This window comes from Dehalobacter sp. DCA, from assembly GCF_000305775.1.
GTDB lineage: Bacteria > Bacillota > Desulfitobacteriia > Desulfitobacteriales > Syntrophobotulaceae > Dehalobacter > Dehalobacter alkaniphilus.
Genome location: NC_018866.1, coordinates 2,897,210 through 2,916,565, shown reverse-complemented (window position 1 = coordinate 2,916,565; position 19,356 = coordinate 2,897,210). Strand labels below are relative to the sequence as shown.

The window sequence follows — 19,356 nt, the reverse complement described above, 5'->3', positions numbered from 1 at the left end:
ACAATTCAGGTGGGGGAAAAGGCTATGAAAAGAGAAGCATTGAAACTGGTGATTATTACCGGTTTGTCCGGGGCTGGGAAAACGCAAGCCCTGCAAAGTATGGAAGACCTTGGATTTTTTTGCGTTGACAATCTTCCGCCGAGCCTTATTGAAAAGTTCGTTGACTTGTGTGCCCAATCCCAAGGAAAAATAGACAAAGCTGCCATTGTCTGTGACTTACGCGGCGGAGATTTCTTTTCTTCTTTAAACCAGGCGCTCGCGGATCTGCAGGAGGCGGGATATCAATACGAAATTTTATTCCTAGAGGCTTCGGACGATGTTCTGGTCAACCGTTATAAAGAATCAAGAAGAAGGCATCCCGTATCTCCGAAGGGAAATGTGCTGGAAGGCATTCACAAAGAGCGGCAATATCTTGCCGATTTACGTGGGAATGCAAGCAAGATCATTGACAGTTCAGACCTGACAACCGTACAGATGAAGGAAAAAATCAGGAATCTGTTTGGAAAGGAATACGATCCGGCCAGGATGTCCGTATCGGTTGTTTCTTTCGGGTTTAAATTTGGGATACCGCTGGATGCCGATACAATCATCGATGTCCGTTTTCTGCCTAATCCGTATTATTTAAAGGAACTTAAACCGCTGAACGGCAAAGATAAAGAGGTCAGGGATTATGTTTTGCTGAATCCTACCACGGCTGATTTTATCGGCAGGTTTTTTCATATGCTGGAATTTATTCTGCCGTTATATCTCAAAGAAGGTAAAAGCCACCTGGTCATTGGCATAGGATGTACAGGGGGGCAGCACCGTTCCGTGGCAATTGTTGAGAAAACAGCGGAGTTCCTGCAGATGAACAATTACTCCTGTGTTATAAACCACAGAGATATCAAAGGATAGGAATGGTTTGACGAGATGGAACTTCCGAAAAAATATTTGGAAATGTGCAAATGGTTCTATCCAAATTTAGGTGTAAAAAGATATTTTCTGTTGGCAATCCTCGGTTTATTTCTTGTCGCCGGCGGACTTTCGGTCATCAGCTCCGGGGAAACCCTCGGATTTATTGAAGTGCAGTTTCGGGAGATCATCTATCAGCTGGCCGGCAAAGATACCGTAATGGTGGGTCCGGCGGGGGTCGTTACCTGCCTGGCAGGGATGGCTATCGTTTTTATCGCGTTTAAAAAAATGATCAGCTCTATCATTTCCGTGCTGATTCCGGAAAATGAAGATAGAATTCTCGATGTGATTTATTCCCGCCGTCAATTGAAGCGAGGACCTAAAATTGTTGTTATCGGTGGAGGTACCGGGCTGTCGGCGTTGCTGAAAGGGCTAAAAGAATATACCAGCAATCTGACGGCTATCGTTACCGTTGGGGATGATGGCGGAAGCTCGGGGCGTCTGCGTCGAGAGCTTGGGATTCTGCCGCCCGGGGATATCCGTAACTGTCTGGTTGCTCTGGCCGAAAAAGAAGATATCATGGAAGAACTTTTTTCCTATCGCTTTGATACCGGGACGTTGGCCGGGCACAGCCTCGGAAATTTGTTTCTTGCAGGTCTGGCCGGAAGATTCGGCGATTTTCAGAAAGGCATCGAGCAAATTGGCAAAGTATTCGCCTTGCGCGGGGAAGTATATCCGTCAACGCTTTCTCAAATCACCCTGAATGCTTATTTTGAAGACGGTAGATTCATTAACGGCGAGACAGCCATCCGGACGACGCCTGGAAAGATCAAAGTTCTTAATATTATGCCCCAGGACTGTCGGCCCTTGCCCGGAGCTTTAGCAGCGATTGAAGATGCCGACCTGATTGTTCTTGGGCCGGGGAGTCTTTATACCAGTATCATTCCGAATCTATTGGTGAAAGGGCTTCGCGACAAGATTGCTTCGGCCAAGGCTCCGTGCATTTATGTCTGCAACATTATGACGGAACCTGGAGAGACTGACCATTATGCGGTCGCCGACCATTTAAAGGTAATTATCGAGCATGCTGGGAAGGATCTGGTTGATGCGGTGCTGGCTGCCAGAGAAAATATATCTCAGCAAGTCAGGGAACGCTATCAGGCAGAAGGCGCTGAGGTTGTGGACGGTGATGCCGCTGAGGCCGAAAAACTGGGTGTTCGTTACTTTGAAGGCAGTTTTTACACCGGCGGGGAAGTTGTCCGGCATAATCCGGATAAGCTGGCTAAAGAAATTCTGCGTCTGTTATTCCGTCTGAAGCCCGTGAATGAGAGAGTCGCCATGGTTGATTCGTATCTGCTGAATCGAAAAATTAAGTCGATATAAATATAAGCCGCTGTTGACGAAAAAGGATATTATTTTGAAGGGCCGGAGTTGATGGTATGTCGTTTAGTGCCATAACCAAAGAGGAACTAGCCAGACTGGAACTGCAGAAGGATTGTTGTGAGCTGGCTGAGCTGGCTTCGCTTATCCGCATGGATGGAACACTGCAGATCAGCGCGAATCAGAAATATTCCCTGAACGTGATCACTGAAAGCGCTCCTGTGGCGCGAAAAATATATAACCTGGCCAAAGAATCGCTGCATCTGCCAGCCGATATTGTGGTCAGGCGGAAATTAAGACTGAAGAAAAACAATTCTTACCTGGTGAAGATTTACCCCAGAGAGATGAGTGATCTGCAAAGACTCGGATTGTTTAATGAAGAGGGAGAAATCCAGGCCGGAATTGATAAGAAACTTATTGCCAAAAAATGTGACCAGAAGGCTTACCTCCGCGGGGCATTTCTGGCCGGAGGCTCGATCAGCAACCCTGAGGGGAATTATCATATGGAGATTATCACGAATGATCCGGTTCTGGCAGGAGACCTGAGCAAACTTTTGAACAAATTCGATCTAAAGGCGAAGGTCAGTACCCGTAAGAATTTCCATGTGGTTTATTTAAAGGAGAGCGAACATATCGTCGAGTTTCTGGCGCTGATTGGTGCCCACCAGGCGTTATTTGAGTTTGAAAATATCCGGATCATCAAAGAAATGCGCAACCAAGTTAACCGGATCGTTAATTGTGAGACTGCCAATCTGAATAAGACGGTGGACGCCGCAGTACGTCAGTTAGAAAACATTCGGCTGATTGAAAGGACCATCGGACTCAAAGCCCTGCCGGAAAATCTGCAGGAGATTGCTTGCCTGCGTCTGGAATTTCCAGATTATACCTTGAAAGAACTGGGTGAAATTCTGACCCCGAAAGTCGGTAAATCCGGCGTCAATCACAGACTGCGCAAGATTGAAGAGATTGCCGAAAAGATCCAGACGGATAAGAACAAACCACAGCCTGGCAAAGGAAAGAGTTAAAGCAAATGTTTTCGATCACGATGGTAATGCAATTTCTAGGCGGACTGGGACTGTTCCTGTACGGGGTTAATGTTACTTCGGAAGGGCTGCAGAAAATTGCCGCGAAAAAGTTGAAAAACATCCTGGCCTCTTTAACTAGAAAGCCTTGGGCGGCGACCCTATTCGGAATTGTGATGACAGTCGCGCTGCAAAGCAGTACCGCGACAACGGTCATGATCGTCGAATTTGTCAATTCAGGCCTGATGACGCTGACCCAGGCGCTTGGTGTTGTTCTGGGGTCAGCGGTCGGGACCTCGATCGTCATTCAATTAATCTCTTTCCCAATCCTGGATTTTGCACTTTTGCTGCTTTTCATCGGATTTATTATGTTTTCTCTTGTCAGAACCACGCTGGCCAAAAGTATCGGACAAGCGCTCCTGACTTTAGAAGATAAAAGACGAAAAATCGCTGAATCACTTGATGCGCAAGAGATTCAGCGATTTTAAATTGTCCTATTATTTTAGGTTTATTGTTAGATCCAATTTTGTGCATGAACGGAACTTGGTCAGTGTCATGTTTGTCTTTAGAGGAGTCAGTTTGAGTATCGATGCGAGATCGAGATAAGTCTGGGAAACTTGGGTTGGGGTAACGATATTATTTGGGTATTCTCCCTGAACTAATGCAAGGGGGTCCTGTATTGCTTCCATGATTTGCGCGGCCGAAACGCTCTTGCCCATTGATTGTTCGAGTAAGTACTGTGCATAACGGAGTATGCATAACGCGATGAAACACATGGCAAAGTGCCCCTTAATATGTTCGTCATTCCATACGAAAACCGGTCGTGCTCTAAGGTCAGTCTTAAGTATTCTAAAACTCTCTTCGATCTTCCATAGTCCTCCGTATATCTTGGAAACCTCATCTGTGCTCAAGTTCAGGTTGTTGGTAATGACCGCATAATACCCATCATAGCGGGCGGCTTGCTCAATTTTTGCTTCATCCAGCTTCCAATCTTCTGTGTCAAGCTCCATCTGCAAAAACTGATTGCAACCCCGTTTTACTGCAGCCTTAAGCTGATAGGGTTTGTCAAGGCGTTTCTTGAGCTTCTCTAGTACGCGTTCCCTGTCGGATCTGTCTTTGTTAGCCCGTTTGGCCGACCAGGTTAAGTGTATCTTTACGGGAATTTTTTCAATAGTGTACTTCCTGGGCCTTCCTCTTTTTTTCTTTTCAGCACTTTCCTCATCCTGATCTATGGGAACCTTGACCTCCAGTATTTGCTCTACGATCTTGGAACGAGAGGTTATCTCCCCTGTGGCAAGGTCCACACTATCTTGCCATCCTTCGTCGTTCCATACAAGTTCCTTAAAGGAGTCAGGAGAACGCTTTAAAGTATAGCTGATGACGAAGTCGTGCCCACCCTTGCAGAGGTACTCAAGATTGCTGCCGCTGTTGAGTCCTCTGTCGGCAACCACCGTGATCTTTTCCAGCCTGTACAGACTCTTAAGCTTCTCTACCGATCGGGTCAGAGTACACTGATCCATCGTGTTGCCTGGAAAAAGTTCATACGTTATGGGTATGCCGTTGTTGTCCAAAAGCAGCCCCATGACCACCTGAACTTCGTTATTTTTGTGATCCTTCGAGAAGCCAAACATTCGTAATTCGCCCCAGCGGGTGCTCTCAAAAGCGTACGTTGTGACGTCATAGTATGCTTCAGGACCACTGCGGCTGGTTTTCTTTTCAAAGAAGTCAGCAAGGTGGCTTATGATGGCCTCTTTCTGCTGGGAGAGTACATCAAGAACATCGTAAAGGACATCGATCCCAAGAGAAAGGATACCCGCATAGGAATTCTGTTCCAATGCACTCGCATGGATACTGCAAGGATCTGCGCAGCGATGGGCGACAAGGTAGAATAGAGCTTGTCCAACAGCTGTAGCATTGCGCTTTCCGCAATTAGCAAGAAAAAAGGCGTCTAACCCCATAGTGCTCCAAAGCTGTTTGATTAGCGCATGACCGAACCTGAAGGAAGGAACAACATCCTGAGGTGATGTGATGTCCATAACGGTAACGCTTAAAGCGAGAGGAGCGTTCGTTTCCTTCTTTGCCCTTGTCAGTTCAGCTGCTTCAGCCTTAAGCTTGGCAATAATGTCCGGATCCTCAGCGAGCATTCGTTCATAGTTACCAATCGTCTTCACGACATGCGTCTTTTTCTTCGTTGTTCCCGGAATACGGGTATCTTCTCTAAACTGTATGACCCGGGCCTTGCCCGAGCCTGTTATGGCAACGTACATACAGAAGGCTCCTCTGGATAAAAATATCTAAAACTATTATACCATAATCGCAACTAATATAAAAGGACATAATAGGACAAAATATAATATATTTTCTACATAAAAATCAGCCCTGAACTCCGCTATCTAAACGGTTTTCAGGGCTGAGTGCTAGCAGTTTTTCGTCTTATAAGTCCTAAAGTCAGGAACCACGCTGGCCAAAAGTATCGGACAAGCGCTGATCGGTTTTGGCTGTATTTTTGTTGGCATGTCTTTGCTTTCTGGAGCATTTTCACCGTTGAAAAGCTCGCCTGATGTCGATGCGTTCCTCTCCCAGTTCGGGACAAACCCGATTCTCGGTATAGCCATAAGTATGGTTGTGACAGCATTACTGCAGAGCAGTGCTGCGTTTCTGGCAATTCTGATTTCCCTCTCCACACACGGACTGCTGTCTGTGGAATCGGTCATCCCGCTGGTCATGGGGGCTCACATCGGGGGGACGCTGACGACTTTGTTTTCCTCTCTCAGCGCTGAACGGGCCGATGCGGTCAGGGTAGCCGCAGCCAACACGCTTTATCGTCTTGCTGCAGCGGTAATCTTACTGCCGTTTTTTTCGTACTTTACCCGGTTTATCGAATGGAGTGCTGCGGACCTGCCCCGGCAGGTAGCGAATACGCATCTTTTTTCGGCAGTCTTAATGGTGATTTTATTTCTGCCTTTAAACAAAATCTTAAGCAAATGGCTGATTAAGCTGATCCCGCAGCGAAGGGACGAAGGCAAAAAACCAAGGCTTATTTATATTACCAAAGCAGCTCCTGAACTGCCGGCTGTTGCTTTGACCCAGGCAAGACAGGAAATCCGCTGGGTGGCGAATAAGATCCTTGAGAATATGGTTCAAATACTGCCGCGTATCATCTTTTACGGGGATACAAAAATACTTCAGGAGCTGGAACGGACGGAGCGGGAAGTAGACTGGCACTATCAGGAACTGTCGAAATTCTTTACGGAATTATTCCGTCGGAATATGACCCGGGAACAAATTGTCGAGAGCCACAGCTACCAGTTGATCATTAAGGAACTTGAATATATTGCCGACAGCCTGATTGTGATGGCCAGGCTGGGGGCCAGGATTCATGCTGCCCAGATAATGGTTGAAGAGACTGATCAGGAAAAGGCCGGAGAATTATACATCGCTGTATCGAGCAATTTTTTAACCCTGCTGCGCTATTTGGAAAGAGGGGATCAGGCTCTTGCTTTGCTGATCATCAAAGCCCATCAGGATATTATCGAAATCTATAATCAAGTTCAGAACAGCCTGACTTGCCGGATCTCCAAAGATGATCAAGGTATGCAGGAATTGAACAGCTGGCTGTATAAAATTGGGGAGCATATTGTCCGGATCGCCAAGATATTGCAGGATTAGATGTAAATTAATTTCACAAATCATGAGAAAACACTGTTGAAAATCTTTGGTTTGTGCTATATTGTAGCTCTAAAACAGTAATAGGAACCGGAGGGGTTAACGTGCGGGTAGTCATTGTGGGAGCTGGAAAGGTTGGTTTCGGTCTGGCGCAGTACCTCGTTGATGAAGACCATGATGTCATTGTTATTGAGGAAGATGAAACACGCCGGAATATTATCCAAAACAGCCTTGATGTCATGACTATTCAAGGAAATGGAGCGAGCCCCAGGGTCTTGATGAACGCGGATGTCCGGTCGGCAGACTTGATGATTGCGGTCACCGACAGTGATGAAGTGAACATGGTAGCGTGTATGGCCGCGAAACAGGCCGGAATACATCAAACAATCGCCCGAATCCGTAATAGCGAATATATTGGTAACGAGGAATCCGAATTCCATCGTTCTTTGGGAATCGATCTGACGATTAACCCTGAACATGTTACCGCGGTTGAAATAAGCAGGATCTTATTTATTCCGGCAGCACTAGAGGTCGAGGATTTTGCCGATGGAAAAGTCAGGTTGTTGGAAGTAAGGATCCGGCCAGAATCACCGCATACAAATATCCCGATTTCCGAACTGGATCTTCCAAAAGATATTTTAATTGTTGGCATTCTGCGTAAAAACAGGATGATCATACCGAACGGCGCGGAGATGCTGAAGCCAAGCGACAATGTTTTTCTTGTCGGCGATCCGCAAGCTTTAAATGAGATCCAGGATGAGTTTACCGAAAAGATGGTCCCGGTCAAGAAAGTCATGATCATCGGAGCCGGCCGAATTGGCCGCAATCTGGCCGTTCTGCTCGAAAAGGCAGGTATGATCGTCAAGGTGATCGACAAGAATCCGGAACGGTGTCAGGCTTTGGCCAAAAGCCTCAAAAAGGGAACTGTGTACTGCGGAGAAGGAACCGATGTTGATCTGTTGATGGAAGAAGGGGTCGGAGATGCCGATGCCGTAGTCTGTCTGACAGATGACGATAAGCTGAATCTGCTTCTGGCCCTAATGGCCAAAGATCTGGGTGCCCAGAAAACAATTTGCCGGGTAGGAAGAACGGAGTATATTCCCCTGATGGAAAAGGTAGGCGTGGATTCTGTCTTATCACCAAGATTGATCACAGCCGGTTTTATTCTGAGCCAGGTCCGCAGGGGTAAATTTATTTCCGTGGCTCTGCTGGAAGGGGCCAAAGCGCAGGCTATGGAAATCGGCATATCTCCGACGTCCAAAGTTGCCGGCAAGAAGCTGAAAGAGGTCAGGTTTCCCTACAATTGTCTGGTTGGAGCAGTCCTGCATCAAGGTCGGGTTTACGTGCCAAACGGTGAATCCGTTCTGATGCCCGGTGACCAGGCGATAATCTTTGCACTGCCTGATACGATCATTAAGGTCAATAAATTCTTTTAACGGAGAATCAGGATCATGAATTTTACGCTGCTGGAAAATATCTTGGGAAGGTTCTTGATTGCCTACAGTTTTGCCATGGTTGTTCCGATTGCTGTTGCACTGTTCTTTCAAGAGAAGGTCGGCTGGGCTTTTCTAATTTCTTTTTGCGTTACCGTCATTGTCGGAACAGTTATGCGCCTGCATGGAAAAGTTGAAGGCAAAATTAGCGTGCGGGAAGGCTTTGCAGTTGTCGGGGGAGCCTGGATTTTTGCGTCGCTGTTTGGGGCGCTACCTTTTATTATTTCCGGCGTCGTTCCAACCTATATTGATGCGTTATTCGAAGTGGTTTCCGGCCTGACAACGACGGGATCAAGCGTATTGAGTAATCTGGAGGTTCTGCCCAGGAGCATTCTTTTCTGGCGCAGCCTGACCCACTGGATGGGCGGGATGGGGATCATCGTGATGTTTATTGTACTCCTCCCGAACCTTGGCATTGGGGCAGTCCACATCTTTAACTCCGAAGTCCCTGGACCGATTTCCGAGAAGATTGTTCCGAGAATCAAAGATACTGCGCTGATTCTCTGGGGGATCTACGCAGGGCTTACAGTGGCGACGATTGTGCTGCTGTTGTTCGCGGGGATGTCCCTTTTTGATGCGGTGAACCATGCCTTTGCCACTGTGGCGACAGGCGGCTTCTCCACGCGCTCGGCAAGTATTGCTGCCTACAATTCTTTCCCTATTGAGCTTGTTCTGACCATTTTCATGTTTATCGCAGGTTCAAACTTCAGTCTTTTCGTCCAGGCTTGGCGGAAACGTTCTTTGCGTCCGCTCAAAGATACGGAATTGAAATATTATTTTTTAATAGTTGTTGTGTCTACGCTCATTATCACCGGTTCACTTGTCATCCAGCAGGGCTGGGGATCACTTGCTGCTCTGAGACATTCCGTCTTTCAAGTGGTAACGCTGATGACGACTACCGGATTTGCATCTACTGATTTTGACCAGTGGTCGGGGCTAGCAAAATTGATTTTATTTTTTTTAATGTTCATCGGCGCGAGTGCCGGATCCACTGCCGGTGGTTTAAAAGTGTCCAGAGTAATTTTATTGGTCAAAATGGGTCTGGCTCAGCTCAGACAAGCGATCCATCCGCGCTTGGTAGTCAATATTGTTGTTCAGGATAAAGTGATTGACACGACAGTGCTGAGTAATGTGGGACGGTTTTTCTTCGTTTACTTCCTGACGTTTGCTATCGGGTCTATTCTTTTGGCCGGTACAGGTCTGGAGCCTTTTGATGCGATGTCGGCAGTTATTGCGAATCTCAGCAACGTTGGACCAGGGTTTGGCGTCGTCGGACCGATGTTTACCTATGCACCGATTGAACCTTTCGGGAAAATTGTTTTGACAGCGTGTATGCTGCTGGGCAGGCTGGAACTCTTTACCCTGCTGGTCTTTCTAACGCCGGAGTTTTGGAAATCGAAAAAAAGCTGGTAAGCTGCTGGTAAGCTTATCTCAAAAAACTGGCTACGGCCAGTTTTTTTGATGGTGGCCTAATGACGAACGAAGATTCTGTGAATATGAATTGCCTAATGAAAAAAACATGCGCAAACAAACAAAAACATGTTAAAATAAAACATAAAAACAAACAAATATGTTCATTTGAACAGAAGGAATCCGGGAAATGATATTCTGAGCATACGACCGAATAAGAAAATAAGGGAAAAGGGAAACTAAACCTGTTCTCCAAACATATGAAAGAAAAAGAGGGAGATATAACAATGAATAAAATCGGAATCGATGAAATAGACGTAAAGGGAAAGTGTGTTTTCGTACGCGTGGATTTTAATGTACCGATGGACGATCAGCAAAATATTACGGATGATACCAGAATCAGGGCTGCACTTCCGACGATCCGTTATCTGAAAGAAAACGGTGCTAAAGTCATTTTGGCTTCCCACCTCGGAAGACCCAAAGGCAAAGTCAATCCCAAATATTCACTGGCACTTGCAGCAGCACATTTAGGCATTCTGTTGGAAACCGAAGTGAAGCTCGCTCCTGATTGCATCGGGCCCAAGGTTGCAGCGCTGGTTGAACATATGGAAGATGGGCAGGTTCTGCTTCTGGAAAATGTCAGATTTCATGAGGAAGAGGAAAAGAATGATCCTGATTTTGCACGCAGCCTGGCCGGCTTAGCCGATATCTACGTGAATGACGCGTTTGGAGCGGCGCACCGGGCGCATGCCTCAACTGAAGGGATAGCCCAATATATACCTGCTTATGCTGGATTCTTGATGAAAAAAGAAGTGGACATCCTTGGCCAGGTGCTCGGTCAGCCGACCAGACCATTTGCTGCGATTATTGGTGGAGCAAAGGTCAGTGATAAAATTGGTGTCATAGAAAATCTGCTGAAAAAGGTGGATGTTCTGATCATCGGAGGCGGGATGGCCAATACGTTCCTGAAGGCACAGGGCCTGGAAGTCGGGAAATCACTGATTGAAGAGGACAAGGTGGAACTGGCCGCCGAACTTCTCCGGCAGGCCGAAAGTACCGGCGTAAAACTGATGCTCCCGCAGGATGTAGTCGTTACGCTGGAGTTCAAAGCGGACGCCCCGTTCAGAGTTGCAGAGGTCTCCAATATTCTTCCGGAAGAAATGGCTTTGGATATTGGCCCGGCAAGTGCTGAATTATTTGCAGAGGCGATTCTGCCTGCGAAGACTGTCATATGGAACGGCCCGATGGGCGTATTTGAAATGGAAAACTTTGCGCGGGGCACGGAACAAATCGCGCTGGCGATGGCTAGATGCCAGGGAACAACGATTGTCGGAGGTGGGGACTCTGTTGCTGCTGTGGAAAAAGTAGGTGTGGCAGAAAAACTGACGCATATTTCTACCGGAGGGGGAGCTTCGCTCGAATTCCTGGAAGGAAAGATTCTGCCGGGTGTAGCAGTACTAAAAGAAAAAACTGAAAACTGAAATTTACTCAATTTCAGGTATTAGCGGAATTTAAAGAATCAGTCTACGAGATATGAATATCACAAAATAAGATATAAAAATATCAGGCATAGGAATATATTACAGATAAAAAAGCTATGGGAGGGGTCTCTGATGACAAGAAAGCCGATCATTGCAGGTAATTGGAAGATGTATAAGACGGTACAGGAAGCCAAAGATTTTGCCGCGGGACTGTTGGAAAATTTGGAGAAACTGGAAAATGGAACAAACGCGGAAATGGTAATTTGTGCACCGTTTACTGCGCTGGCTGCCTTAAAGGATGAACTTGAAGAGAGTATCATCCATATTGGCGCCCAAAATATGTATTATGAGACACAAGGCGCGTATACCGGAGAGATATCGCCGCTTATGCTGACAGAGCTAGCCTGTACCTATGTGATTATCGGCCACTCGGAACGCAGGGAATATTTTAAAGAAGATGACGCGCTTATAGCAAGAAAAGTTAAGACCGCACTGGACTTTGGACTGACGCCAATTCTGTGTGTCGGTGAGAACTTGGCTTTGAGAGAAGCAGGTCAGGCCCTAGTCTTTGTGCAAGGGCAGGTTGAGAATGCCCTCAGGGAGTTGAGTCCTGAAGCAATCAGAAAGATTGTTGTTGCATATGAACCCATTTGGGCTATCGGAACAGGCAGGACAGCCTCTCCGCAGGATGCCCAGGAAATGTGTGCCGCAATCCGTACCACCCTGGCGAGGCTCTCCGCTGAAGCCGCTCAGGAAATACGAATTTTATACGGTGGAAGTGTCAAGGCTTCCAATATCGCCGAACTGATGGATCAGCCGGATATTGATGGTGCGCTGGTCGGTGGAGCAAGTCTGGACTTCCTTGGATTTACTGAACTGATTGGCAGCGTGAGGTGATTTTGATGTCCGAGGCAACAGGGAGGCCGCTCCTGCTGATGATCCTGGACGGTTGGGGCTGTAGCAAAGAAAAGAATGGAAATGCAACGCTGCTTGCAAAGATCCCGAATTTTTCCCGTTTGCAGGAAAGTTATCCACATACTCTTCTTAACGCTTCGGGTGCTGCAGTGGGATTGCCGGAAGGACAAATGGGCAATTCGGAGGTCGGCCACTTAAACATTGGCGCCGGCCGGGTCGTCTATCAGGAACTGACACGGATCTTCAAGGCAATGGACGAAGGAGACCTTGTCAAGAATGAAGTGCTGCGCGAAGCAATGACCCGAGCCAGGGATTCCGGAAAAGCTTTTCACTTGCTGGGGCTGCTTTCGGACGGTGGTGTCCATTCCCATATCCGTCATTTGTTTGCATTACTGGACATGGCGGTTGAGGCCGGCGTAGAGAAGATTTATATTCATCCGGTTCTTGACGGCAGAGATGTTCTTCCCCAAAGCGCCAAGGAATTTATTCGGCAGCTGGAAAATAAACTGAAACAGCTTGGCAGAGGAAAAATTGCTACAGTTAGTGGGCGTTATTATGTGATGGACAGAGATAAGCGCTGGGACAGAGTGGAGAAAGCATATAAAGCCCTTGTAGCCGGAGAGGGGCCGATGGCCTGTAATGCTCTGGCAGCTGTAGAGAATGCTTATGACAAAAAGATTGTCGATGAGTTTGTTGACCCGACCGTAATCACGGATGAATCAGGCCGTCCAGTGGCGGTCATTGAAAACGACGACAGTGTGCTTTTCTTTAATTTTCGGGCAGACCGGGCCAGAGAAATTACCCGGGCGTTTATTGAAGAAAATTTTGAAGGTTTTATACGGACAAACCGTCCCCGGGTGCATTATGTCTGCCTTACCGAGTACGATGCCAGCTTTGACTGTCCGGTGGTTTTTCCGCCGCAAAACCTCGAAAATACACTTGGCGAGGCTCTGGCAGCCAAAGGTCTAAGGCAGCTTCGCATCGCTGAAACAGAAAAATATGCGCATGTAACATTCTTTTTCAATGGTGGGATAGAGGAACCTGAAGATGGAGAAGACCGCTGTCTGATTCCGTCACCGGGAGTGCCTACCTACAACCTGCAGCCGGAAATGAGCGCCTATGGCATCACCGAGGCCCTGCTTAGCAAAGTGCGGGAAGATCAATATGATGTAATTGTTTTAAATTTTGCTAACGCCGATATGATCGGACATACCGGATATCTTCTAGCGGCAGTCAAGGCCTTGGAAGCTGTCGATGTTTGTATCGGGAAGATCGTTGATGCAGTTCAGGCCAAAGGCGGGACTGTGTTAATTACTTCGGACCATGGAAATGCTGAGTGCATGATTGATCAGGAAACAAATTCACCGTTTACAGCGCATACGACCAATAAGGTACCGTTCATTCTGGTGAATGATACGTATAAAGACCGTACCCTCCGGGAGGGAGGAAGTCTCTGCGATATTGCACCGACAATGCTGAAGCTGCTGAAGCTTGATATTCCGGCGGAAATGACCGGTAAATCCTTGCTTTTATACTAGTATCCATGGCAAACAAACAAACCCAGGTGTATACCCAGTACCAAGGTACTAGCAATAGCGTATGCCCAAAAAAATCAAAAAAAATGAAGGAGTGACTATGATGAGTTTTATTGACCAGGTAATTGCACGGGAAATCCTTGATTCCAGAGGTTTTCCGACTGTTGAAGTAGATGTTGTGCTGGAAGACGGCACCATGGGGCGGGCTGCTGTGCCGTCCGGCGCTTCCACCGGAGCTTTTGAGGCTCTGGAACTGCGCGACGGGGACAAGAACCGTTATCTTGGCAAAGGCGTTCTTCAGGCGGTTGACAATGTCAATGACGTGATTGGTCTGGAAATGGAAGGACTCAATGTCTTTGATCAGCCGGGGATCGATCGGACGCTTCAAGAGATCGACGGAACGGAAACCAAGAGCAAGCTTGGAGCTAATGCCATTCTGGGCGTATCGTTGGCTGCAGCCAGAGCGGCCTCTCTTTATCTCGGCCTGCCGTTCTACCAGTATATCGGCGGCATTAATGCCAAGGAGCTTCCCGTGCCGATGATGAATATCCTGAACGGAGGCAAACATGCCGACAACAATGTGGATATTCAGGAATTTATGATTATGCCGGTCGGAGCAGCCAGCTTTGCCGAAGCGATGAGAATGGGCTCGGAAATATACCATACCCTTAAGAGCGTCTTAAAGGGGAAAGGTCTGGTAACCGCAATCGGAGATGAAGGCGGCTTTGCGCCGAACCTTGCTTCCAACGCCGAAGCTTTGGAAGTCATTGTCGATGCCATTCAAAAAGCCGGCTACAAACCTGGCGAAGAGGTTACACTGGCGATTGATGCAGCGGCTACCGAAATGTATAAAAACGGCCTATATGTTCTGGAAGGCGAAGGATTGACGAAAACCGCGGACGAAATGATCGCCTACTATGAAGACTTATGCAGCAAATTTCCGATTGTCTCGATAGAAGACGGTCTGTCAGAGGAAGACTGGGACGGCTGGGCTAAACTCACCCAACGGCTCGGCAACAGAATCCAGCTTGTCGGGGACGATTTGTTTGTTACGAATCCAACGCGGCTTAGCCGGGGAATTCAGGCGAAGTGCGGGAATTCCATCTTAATCAAGCTGAATCAGATTGGCACCCTGACCGAAACCCTCGATACGATCGAGATAGCTAAAAGAGCCGGCTATACCACGGTTATTTCCCATCGGTCCGGAGAAACAGAAGATGTCTCTTTGGCCCATATTGCCGTAGCAGTCAATGCTGGACAGCTGAAAACAGGCGCGCCGGCTCGTACGGACCGTTTGGTTAAATATAATGAACTTCTCCGGATTGAGGAAGAACTCGGGTTAACCGCTATCTACAAAGGCAGAGCCGTGCTGAAATAGTCAGTCCTGGGTCCATCCACAATCGGCTATGGGCATTCCATCCGCAATAATCGGCCATTCAGGCCGTATTCCCTTGCGTCAACACTGGGGCTGTGCTAAAATAGCAATACTGACCATAATCAGACAAACATGCTATTTTATGCCGACCAGGGAAACATATGCTGTAAATAGTTAAAGCCGGGTAAAATAACGGTTTAAACCTTTGAGGGAGGTGAAAATATGACAATAGCAATCGTTGTAATTTTAATTATCAGTTCTCTCGGGTTAATCGCCACAGTTCTGCTGCAGCCAGGAAAAAGCGCTGGTCTTTCCGGTTCGATCACCGGAGCGGGTGAGCAATTTTTCGGTAAGGCTGCCAAAGGAAAGGAAGGCTTATTCGCCAAATTTGGTGTTGTATTTGCCGTTTTGTTCCTTGTAAGTTCGCTAGGGCTGACCATGTTTTTAAAATAAGATAACAGCAAGATCCCGTGACCTGCAGATTTATCCGTAATTGTGCGGATTATTCGGTATAAAATAAGGTCAACACACCAGGCTGCGTGGAACATACTTCGTGTGGTTATTTATTAGGAGGTAGTAGGAATGGATTTCTCACAGATACCCTTAGTGGGTGTAGGAGCAGGAATTATCGGACTGCTCATGGCATTGTTTTTTGCAAAAAGTGTACTTAAGGAAAGCGCCGGAAATGACAAAATGAAAGAAATTTCCAAAGCGATTCAAGTTGGCGCGATGGCTTATCTAAACCGTCAATACAGAACGCTTATTCCGATTGTTATCATTATTTTTATTGCTTTATTTGCGTTAAAAGGTAACGCTGCGGCACCACTGTCCTTCTTGGTTGGTGCAGTAGCTTCAGGTGCTGCAGGTTATGTCGGCATGGGGATTACGACCAGAGCCAATGCCCGTACAACAGAAGCTGCCCGTACCAGTTTGAACAAAGCACTCGGCGTGTCATTCCGTGCAGGCGCAGTTATGGGATTTTCGGTGGCTGGTCTGGGTCTGTTAGGTGTTGCCGGGCTGTTTATGATCTTTGGTGATGCTGAAACCATCAACTCCTTTGCTTTTGGCGCAAGTGCGATTGCACTGTTTGCCCGTGTCGGTGGAGGTATCTTTACCAAGGCTGCTGACGTTGGAGCGGACCTTGTAGGGAAGGTTGAAGCCGGAATTCCTGAAGATGATCCGCGTAACCCGGCAGTTATTGCTGATAATGTCGGTGACAACGTTGGTGATACAGCAGGTATGGGTGCCGACTTGTTTGAATCTTATGCTGCAACCGCCATTTCCGGCATGCTGATCGGCTTTTCGGTCTTCGGCGGTCATGGCATTGGCGAGTCTATCTTCCTGATTATCGGTGCGATCGGTATTCTTGCCTCGATTATTGCCAGCTTCTTTGTGCGCACAGGAGAAAAGGCCAATCCACAGATGGCTCTGAACATGGGCCTTTGGGGAACAAATGTGATTACAGCTATTGGTTCTTTTGCCGCAGTCCATCTGCTGATGCCGGCAACTTATGTCACAGAATCCGGACTCGTACTCACACCAAACAGGATATTTTTAGCCATTATCTGCGGTCTTGCAGTAAATATTATCATTGGTTTGATCACGGAGTACTACACATCCAATGAAAAGAAACCGGCTCAGTCGATTGCCAAGGCCTCCGAAACCGGAGCAGCTACGAACATCATTACGGGTTTGGCTGTCGGTCTAAAAAGTACAGCTTTGCCGGTCATTACGATTTGTGCTGCGATCCTGGTGGCTTATCAGGTTGCGGGTATATATGGCATTGCGATGGCTGCAATGGCGATGCTTTCCACAGCGGGAATCATCGTTGCGATTGACTCTTTCGGACCGGTGGCTGACAATGCCGGCGGTATTGCCGAAATGGCTGAACTCGATCCGAGTGTGCGTAAAACAACAGATAAACTTGACGCTGTTGGAAATACCACAGCTGCCGTAGCTAAAGGCTTCGCGATTGGATCAGCTGCAATTACCGCGCTGGCTCTGTTCAACGCGTTTGCTGAACTTGCCGACCTTCAGGTCATTGACATTCTTGTGCCGACGACGATTGTCGGTCTATTTATTGGTGCTGCCCTGCCGTTCCTGTTCTCCGCTTTTGCGATGCAGGCGGTCGGAAGAGCTGCGTTTGACATGATTGCTGAAGTCCGCCGTCAGTTCAGAGAAATCCCCGGACTGATGGAAGGCAAAGCGAAACCTGATTATGCAGCCTGCGTTGATATTTCGACCAAAGCGGCAATCAGACAAATGATCGCTCCAGGTTTACTGGCCGTATGCACACCGGTACTTGTTGGATTTATTTTAGGCAAGAGCGCCATGGGTGGAATGCTCGCAGGCGGTACATTTGCCGGCTTCCTGATGGCCGTATTCATGGCCAACGCCGGCGGGGCCTGGGACAATGCCAAGAAATATATTGAATCCGGACATCATGGCGGCAAGGGGACTCCTGCTCACGCTGCAGCTGTTATCGGCGACACCGTTGGCGATCCGTTCAAAGATACTGCCGGTCCTTCCCTGAATGCTTTGATTAAGGTTATGGGAACAATTTCCCTGATCATCGCTCCTTTCCTTCGCTAAGAGGTTAGGTCCGTCCAAACATCGTTTTCAAGTGAAATATATGGAGATGCCTTTAAAGCATCTCCATTTCTATTTTCGTATGAACTTTATTTATCCTAAATCATTTTATTTATTCTTTAAGACTATCAGCGAAGCTTATTTACCATCATAAAATCAAAGACATTGCATTCAGTAAAAAAATCTGTTTAAATAAACCGATAAGGACATTATTGCCTGATGTTGGTAAGTGGAAGGGAGAAGTATGTTTACACGAGAAGAGCTGATCAAACCTTTTTACTTTTCAGGCGGAAGCACGGCGATCCTTCTGATTCACGGCTTTACAGCCTGCCCGATTGATATGAAGCCACTTGGCGAGAGATTGAAAAATTGGGGATATACAGTCCAGGCCCCGCTTCTGCCCGGCCATGGAACTTCAATAGAAGACTTGAAGAAGACATCCTGGCAGGATTGGGAGCGAGCTGTTGCCGAAGCAGCTGAGCAATTAAAGAAAACGTGTCAGAGAGTCCTTGCCATTGGACATTCCATGGGCGGATTGCTGGCACTATCTCTGGCAGCTCAGGGCAGGATCGACGGTGCAGTCTCCATCAATGCCCCGATTATTTATGTTGATGAAAAGCTGCATCAGGCCGAAAGCTTGATAGGAAAAATAGAATATGTTGGCAAGCCGCATAAAACCGCTGAGATCAGCCTGAACAGCGAGGGACTCCCACATTTTTCCTATATTCAGGTACCGGTAATATCATTTATTTCCTTAAACCAAGCCATTGAACGAATGAAAGGAAAGTTGCCCCAAATTAGCTGTCCGACGCTTATGGTCCAGAGCATGGCTGACGGGACAGTCCATCCGTCCAGCGGCGAATTTATTCAGAAGAGCATCGGAGACCGTTATTGCGATGCAGTTTACTGGAAAGATGAGGACCACTATCTGCCGTTGAGCGCAGCGCGGGACGAATTGGCCCAAAAAATACGGGAATTTATAGAAAAGCGTCAGCTGCTGGTCCCATAGGTCGGTTTACTGATTTTTTCTGAAAATAATCTCAAGGAAATACCCATTGCCTGAGCGGTCAACAACGGGTAATATTATTAATAGATAAAGCAGCGAGGTGGAAATAAATTGGCTGAGGGAATTAAGGTCATCGCTGAAAACAGAAAAGCCAGGCACGATTTCTTTGTCGAGGACAGTTATGAAGCCGGGATCATCTTAACGGGGACCGAGATAAAGTCAATCCGGGCCGGCCGTGTGAATCTCAAAGACAGTTATGCTGAGATTATCAAGGGTGAGGTTTGGCTAAATCAGATGCATATCAGCCCGTATGAACAAGGGAACAGGTTCAACCATGATCCGCTGCGGAAGAGAAAACTGCTGCTTAATCGCACCGAGATTATTAAGATGGGGGATAAGGTCAAGCTACAGGGAATGACCCTTGTCCCGTTAAAGATTTATCTCAAGCACGGCATGGCCAAAATTGAACTTGGGCTGTGCAAAGGCAAAAAAACTTATGACAAGCGGGATGATCTGGCCGAGCGGGATGCCAAAAGGCAAATGGAACGGGATTTAAGAGACAGAAACAAGGGTTAGTTCGGGGAAAGGGGATG

General features: G+C 47.4%; 16 protein-coding genes. 15 read left to right on the top strand and 1 reads right to left on the bottom strand.

Annotated features, from left to right (window positions below):
- Positions 1-24 precede the first annotated feature (24 nt).
- The 4 genes from rapZ to DHBDCA_RS13895 are packed head-to-tail and all read left to right on the top strand — an operon-like array spanning position 25 to position 3,781.
- On the top strand, positions 25-894 hold the full coding sequence (gene rapZ, locus DHBDCA_RS13910; protein ID WP_015044869.1) for an RNase adapter RapZ: 870 nt from the start codon (positions 25-27) through the stop codon (positions 892-894).
- 15 nt (positions 895-909) lie between these two features.
- On the top strand, positions 910-2,274 hold the full coding sequence (locus DHBDCA_RS13905) for a gluconeogenesis factor YvcK family protein (protein WP_015044868.1): 1,365 nt from the start codon (positions 910-912) through the stop codon (positions 2,272-2,274).
- A 56-nt stretch (positions 2,275-2,330) separates the two neighbouring features.
- Positions 2,331-3,296 (top strand): DNA-binding protein WhiA, encoded by a 966-nt coding sequence (gene whiA, locus DHBDCA_RS13900; protein WP_015044867.1) that lies wholly within the window; start codon positions 2,331-2,333, stop codon positions 3,294-3,296.
- Positions 3,297-3,301: 5 nt separating this feature from the next.
- Positions 3,302-3,781, top strand: a complete 480-nt coding sequence (locus DHBDCA_RS13895; protein WP_015044866.1) for a Na/Pi symporter — start codon at positions 3,302-3,304, stop codon at positions 3,779-3,781.
- Between the two features lie 9 nt (positions 3,782-3,790).
- On the opposite strand, the gene DHBDCA_RS13890 is transcribed toward DHBDCA_RS13895, so the two are convergent.
- Positions 3,791-5,560, bottom strand: a complete 1,770-nt coding sequence (locus DHBDCA_RS13890) for an IS1634 family transposase (RefSeq protein ID WP_015042137.1) — start codon at positions 5,558-5,560, stop codon at positions 3,791-3,793.
- A gap of 193 nt (positions 5,561-5,753) precedes the next feature.
- Between DHBDCA_RS13890 and DHBDCA_RS13885 the strand changes: the two genes are divergently transcribed.
- From DHBDCA_RS13885 to smpB, 11 genes are all read left to right on the top strand, one after another.
- Positions 5,754-6,962 carry a Na/Pi cotransporter family protein gene (locus DHBDCA_RS13885; RefSeq protein WP_343217393.1) on the top strand — a complete coding sequence of 403 codons (1,209 nt, stop codon included), beginning with the start codon at positions 5,754-5,756 and terminating at the stop codon, positions 6,960-6,962.
- A gap of 101 nt (positions 6,963-7,063) precedes the next feature.
- Positions 7,064-8,395, top strand: coding sequence for a Trk system potassium transporter TrkA (gene trkA, locus DHBDCA_RS13880; RefSeq protein ID WP_015044864.1), 1,332 nt, complete (start codon positions 7,064-7,066; stop codon positions 8,393-8,395).
- A gap of 15 nt (positions 8,396-8,410) precedes the next feature.
- Positions 8,411-9,865 carry a TrkH family potassium uptake protein gene (locus DHBDCA_RS13875; protein ID WP_015044863.1) on the top strand — a complete coding sequence of 485 codons (1,455 nt, stop codon included), beginning with the start codon at positions 8,411-8,413 and terminating at the stop codon, positions 9,863-9,865.
- Positions 9,866-10,149: 284 nt separating this feature from the next.
- Positions 10,150-11,343 (top strand): phosphoglycerate kinase, encoded by a 1,194-nt coding sequence (locus tag DHBDCA_RS13870; RefSeq protein ID WP_015044861.1) that lies wholly within the window; start codon positions 10,150-10,152, stop codon positions 11,341-11,343.
- 132 nt (positions 11,344-11,475) lie between these two features.
- Positions 11,476-12,240, top strand: a complete 765-nt coding sequence (tpiA, locus tag DHBDCA_RS13865; protein WP_015044860.1) for a triose-phosphate isomerase — start codon at positions 11,476-11,478, stop codon at positions 12,238-12,240.
- Between the two features lie 5 nt (positions 12,241-12,245).
- A complete protein-coding gene (gene gpmI / locus DHBDCA_RS13860) occupies positions 12,246-13,796 on the top strand; it encodes a 2,3-bisphosphoglycerate-independent phosphoglycerate mutase (protein WP_015044859.1) in 1,551 nt (516 codons plus the stop codon).
- 100 nt (positions 13,797-13,896) lie between these two features.
- Complete coding sequence (gene eno / locus DHBDCA_RS13855) at positions 13,897-15,171, top strand: phosphopyruvate hydratase (RefSeq protein ID WP_025206215.1); 1,275 nt, start codon at positions 13,897-13,899, stop codon at positions 15,169-15,171.
- 219 nt (positions 15,172-15,390) lie between these two features.
- A complete protein-coding gene (gene secG / locus DHBDCA_RS13850) occupies positions 15,391-15,621 on the top strand; it encodes a preprotein translocase subunit SecG (RefSeq protein ID WP_015044857.1) in 231 nt (76 codons plus the stop codon).
- A gap of 129 nt (positions 15,622-15,750) precedes the next feature.
- Positions 15,751-17,760: a sodium-translocating pyrophosphatase gene (locus DHBDCA_RS13845; protein WP_015044856.1), complete on the top strand. Its 2,010-nt coding sequence runs from the start codon at positions 15,751-15,753 to the stop codon at positions 17,758-17,760.
- 241 nt (positions 17,761-18,001) lie between these two features.
- A complete protein-coding gene (locus DHBDCA_RS13840; protein WP_015044855.1) occupies positions 18,002-18,766 on the top strand; it encodes an alpha/beta hydrolase in 765 nt (254 codons plus the stop codon).
- Positions 18,767-18,874: 108 nt separating this feature from the next.
- Positions 18,875-19,339 carry an SsrA-binding protein SmpB gene (gene smpB, locus DHBDCA_RS13835; protein WP_015044854.1) on the top strand — a complete coding sequence of 155 codons (465 nt, stop codon included), beginning with the start codon at positions 18,875-18,877 and terminating at the stop codon, positions 19,337-19,339.
- Positions 19,340-19,356: the final 17 nt, after the last annotated feature.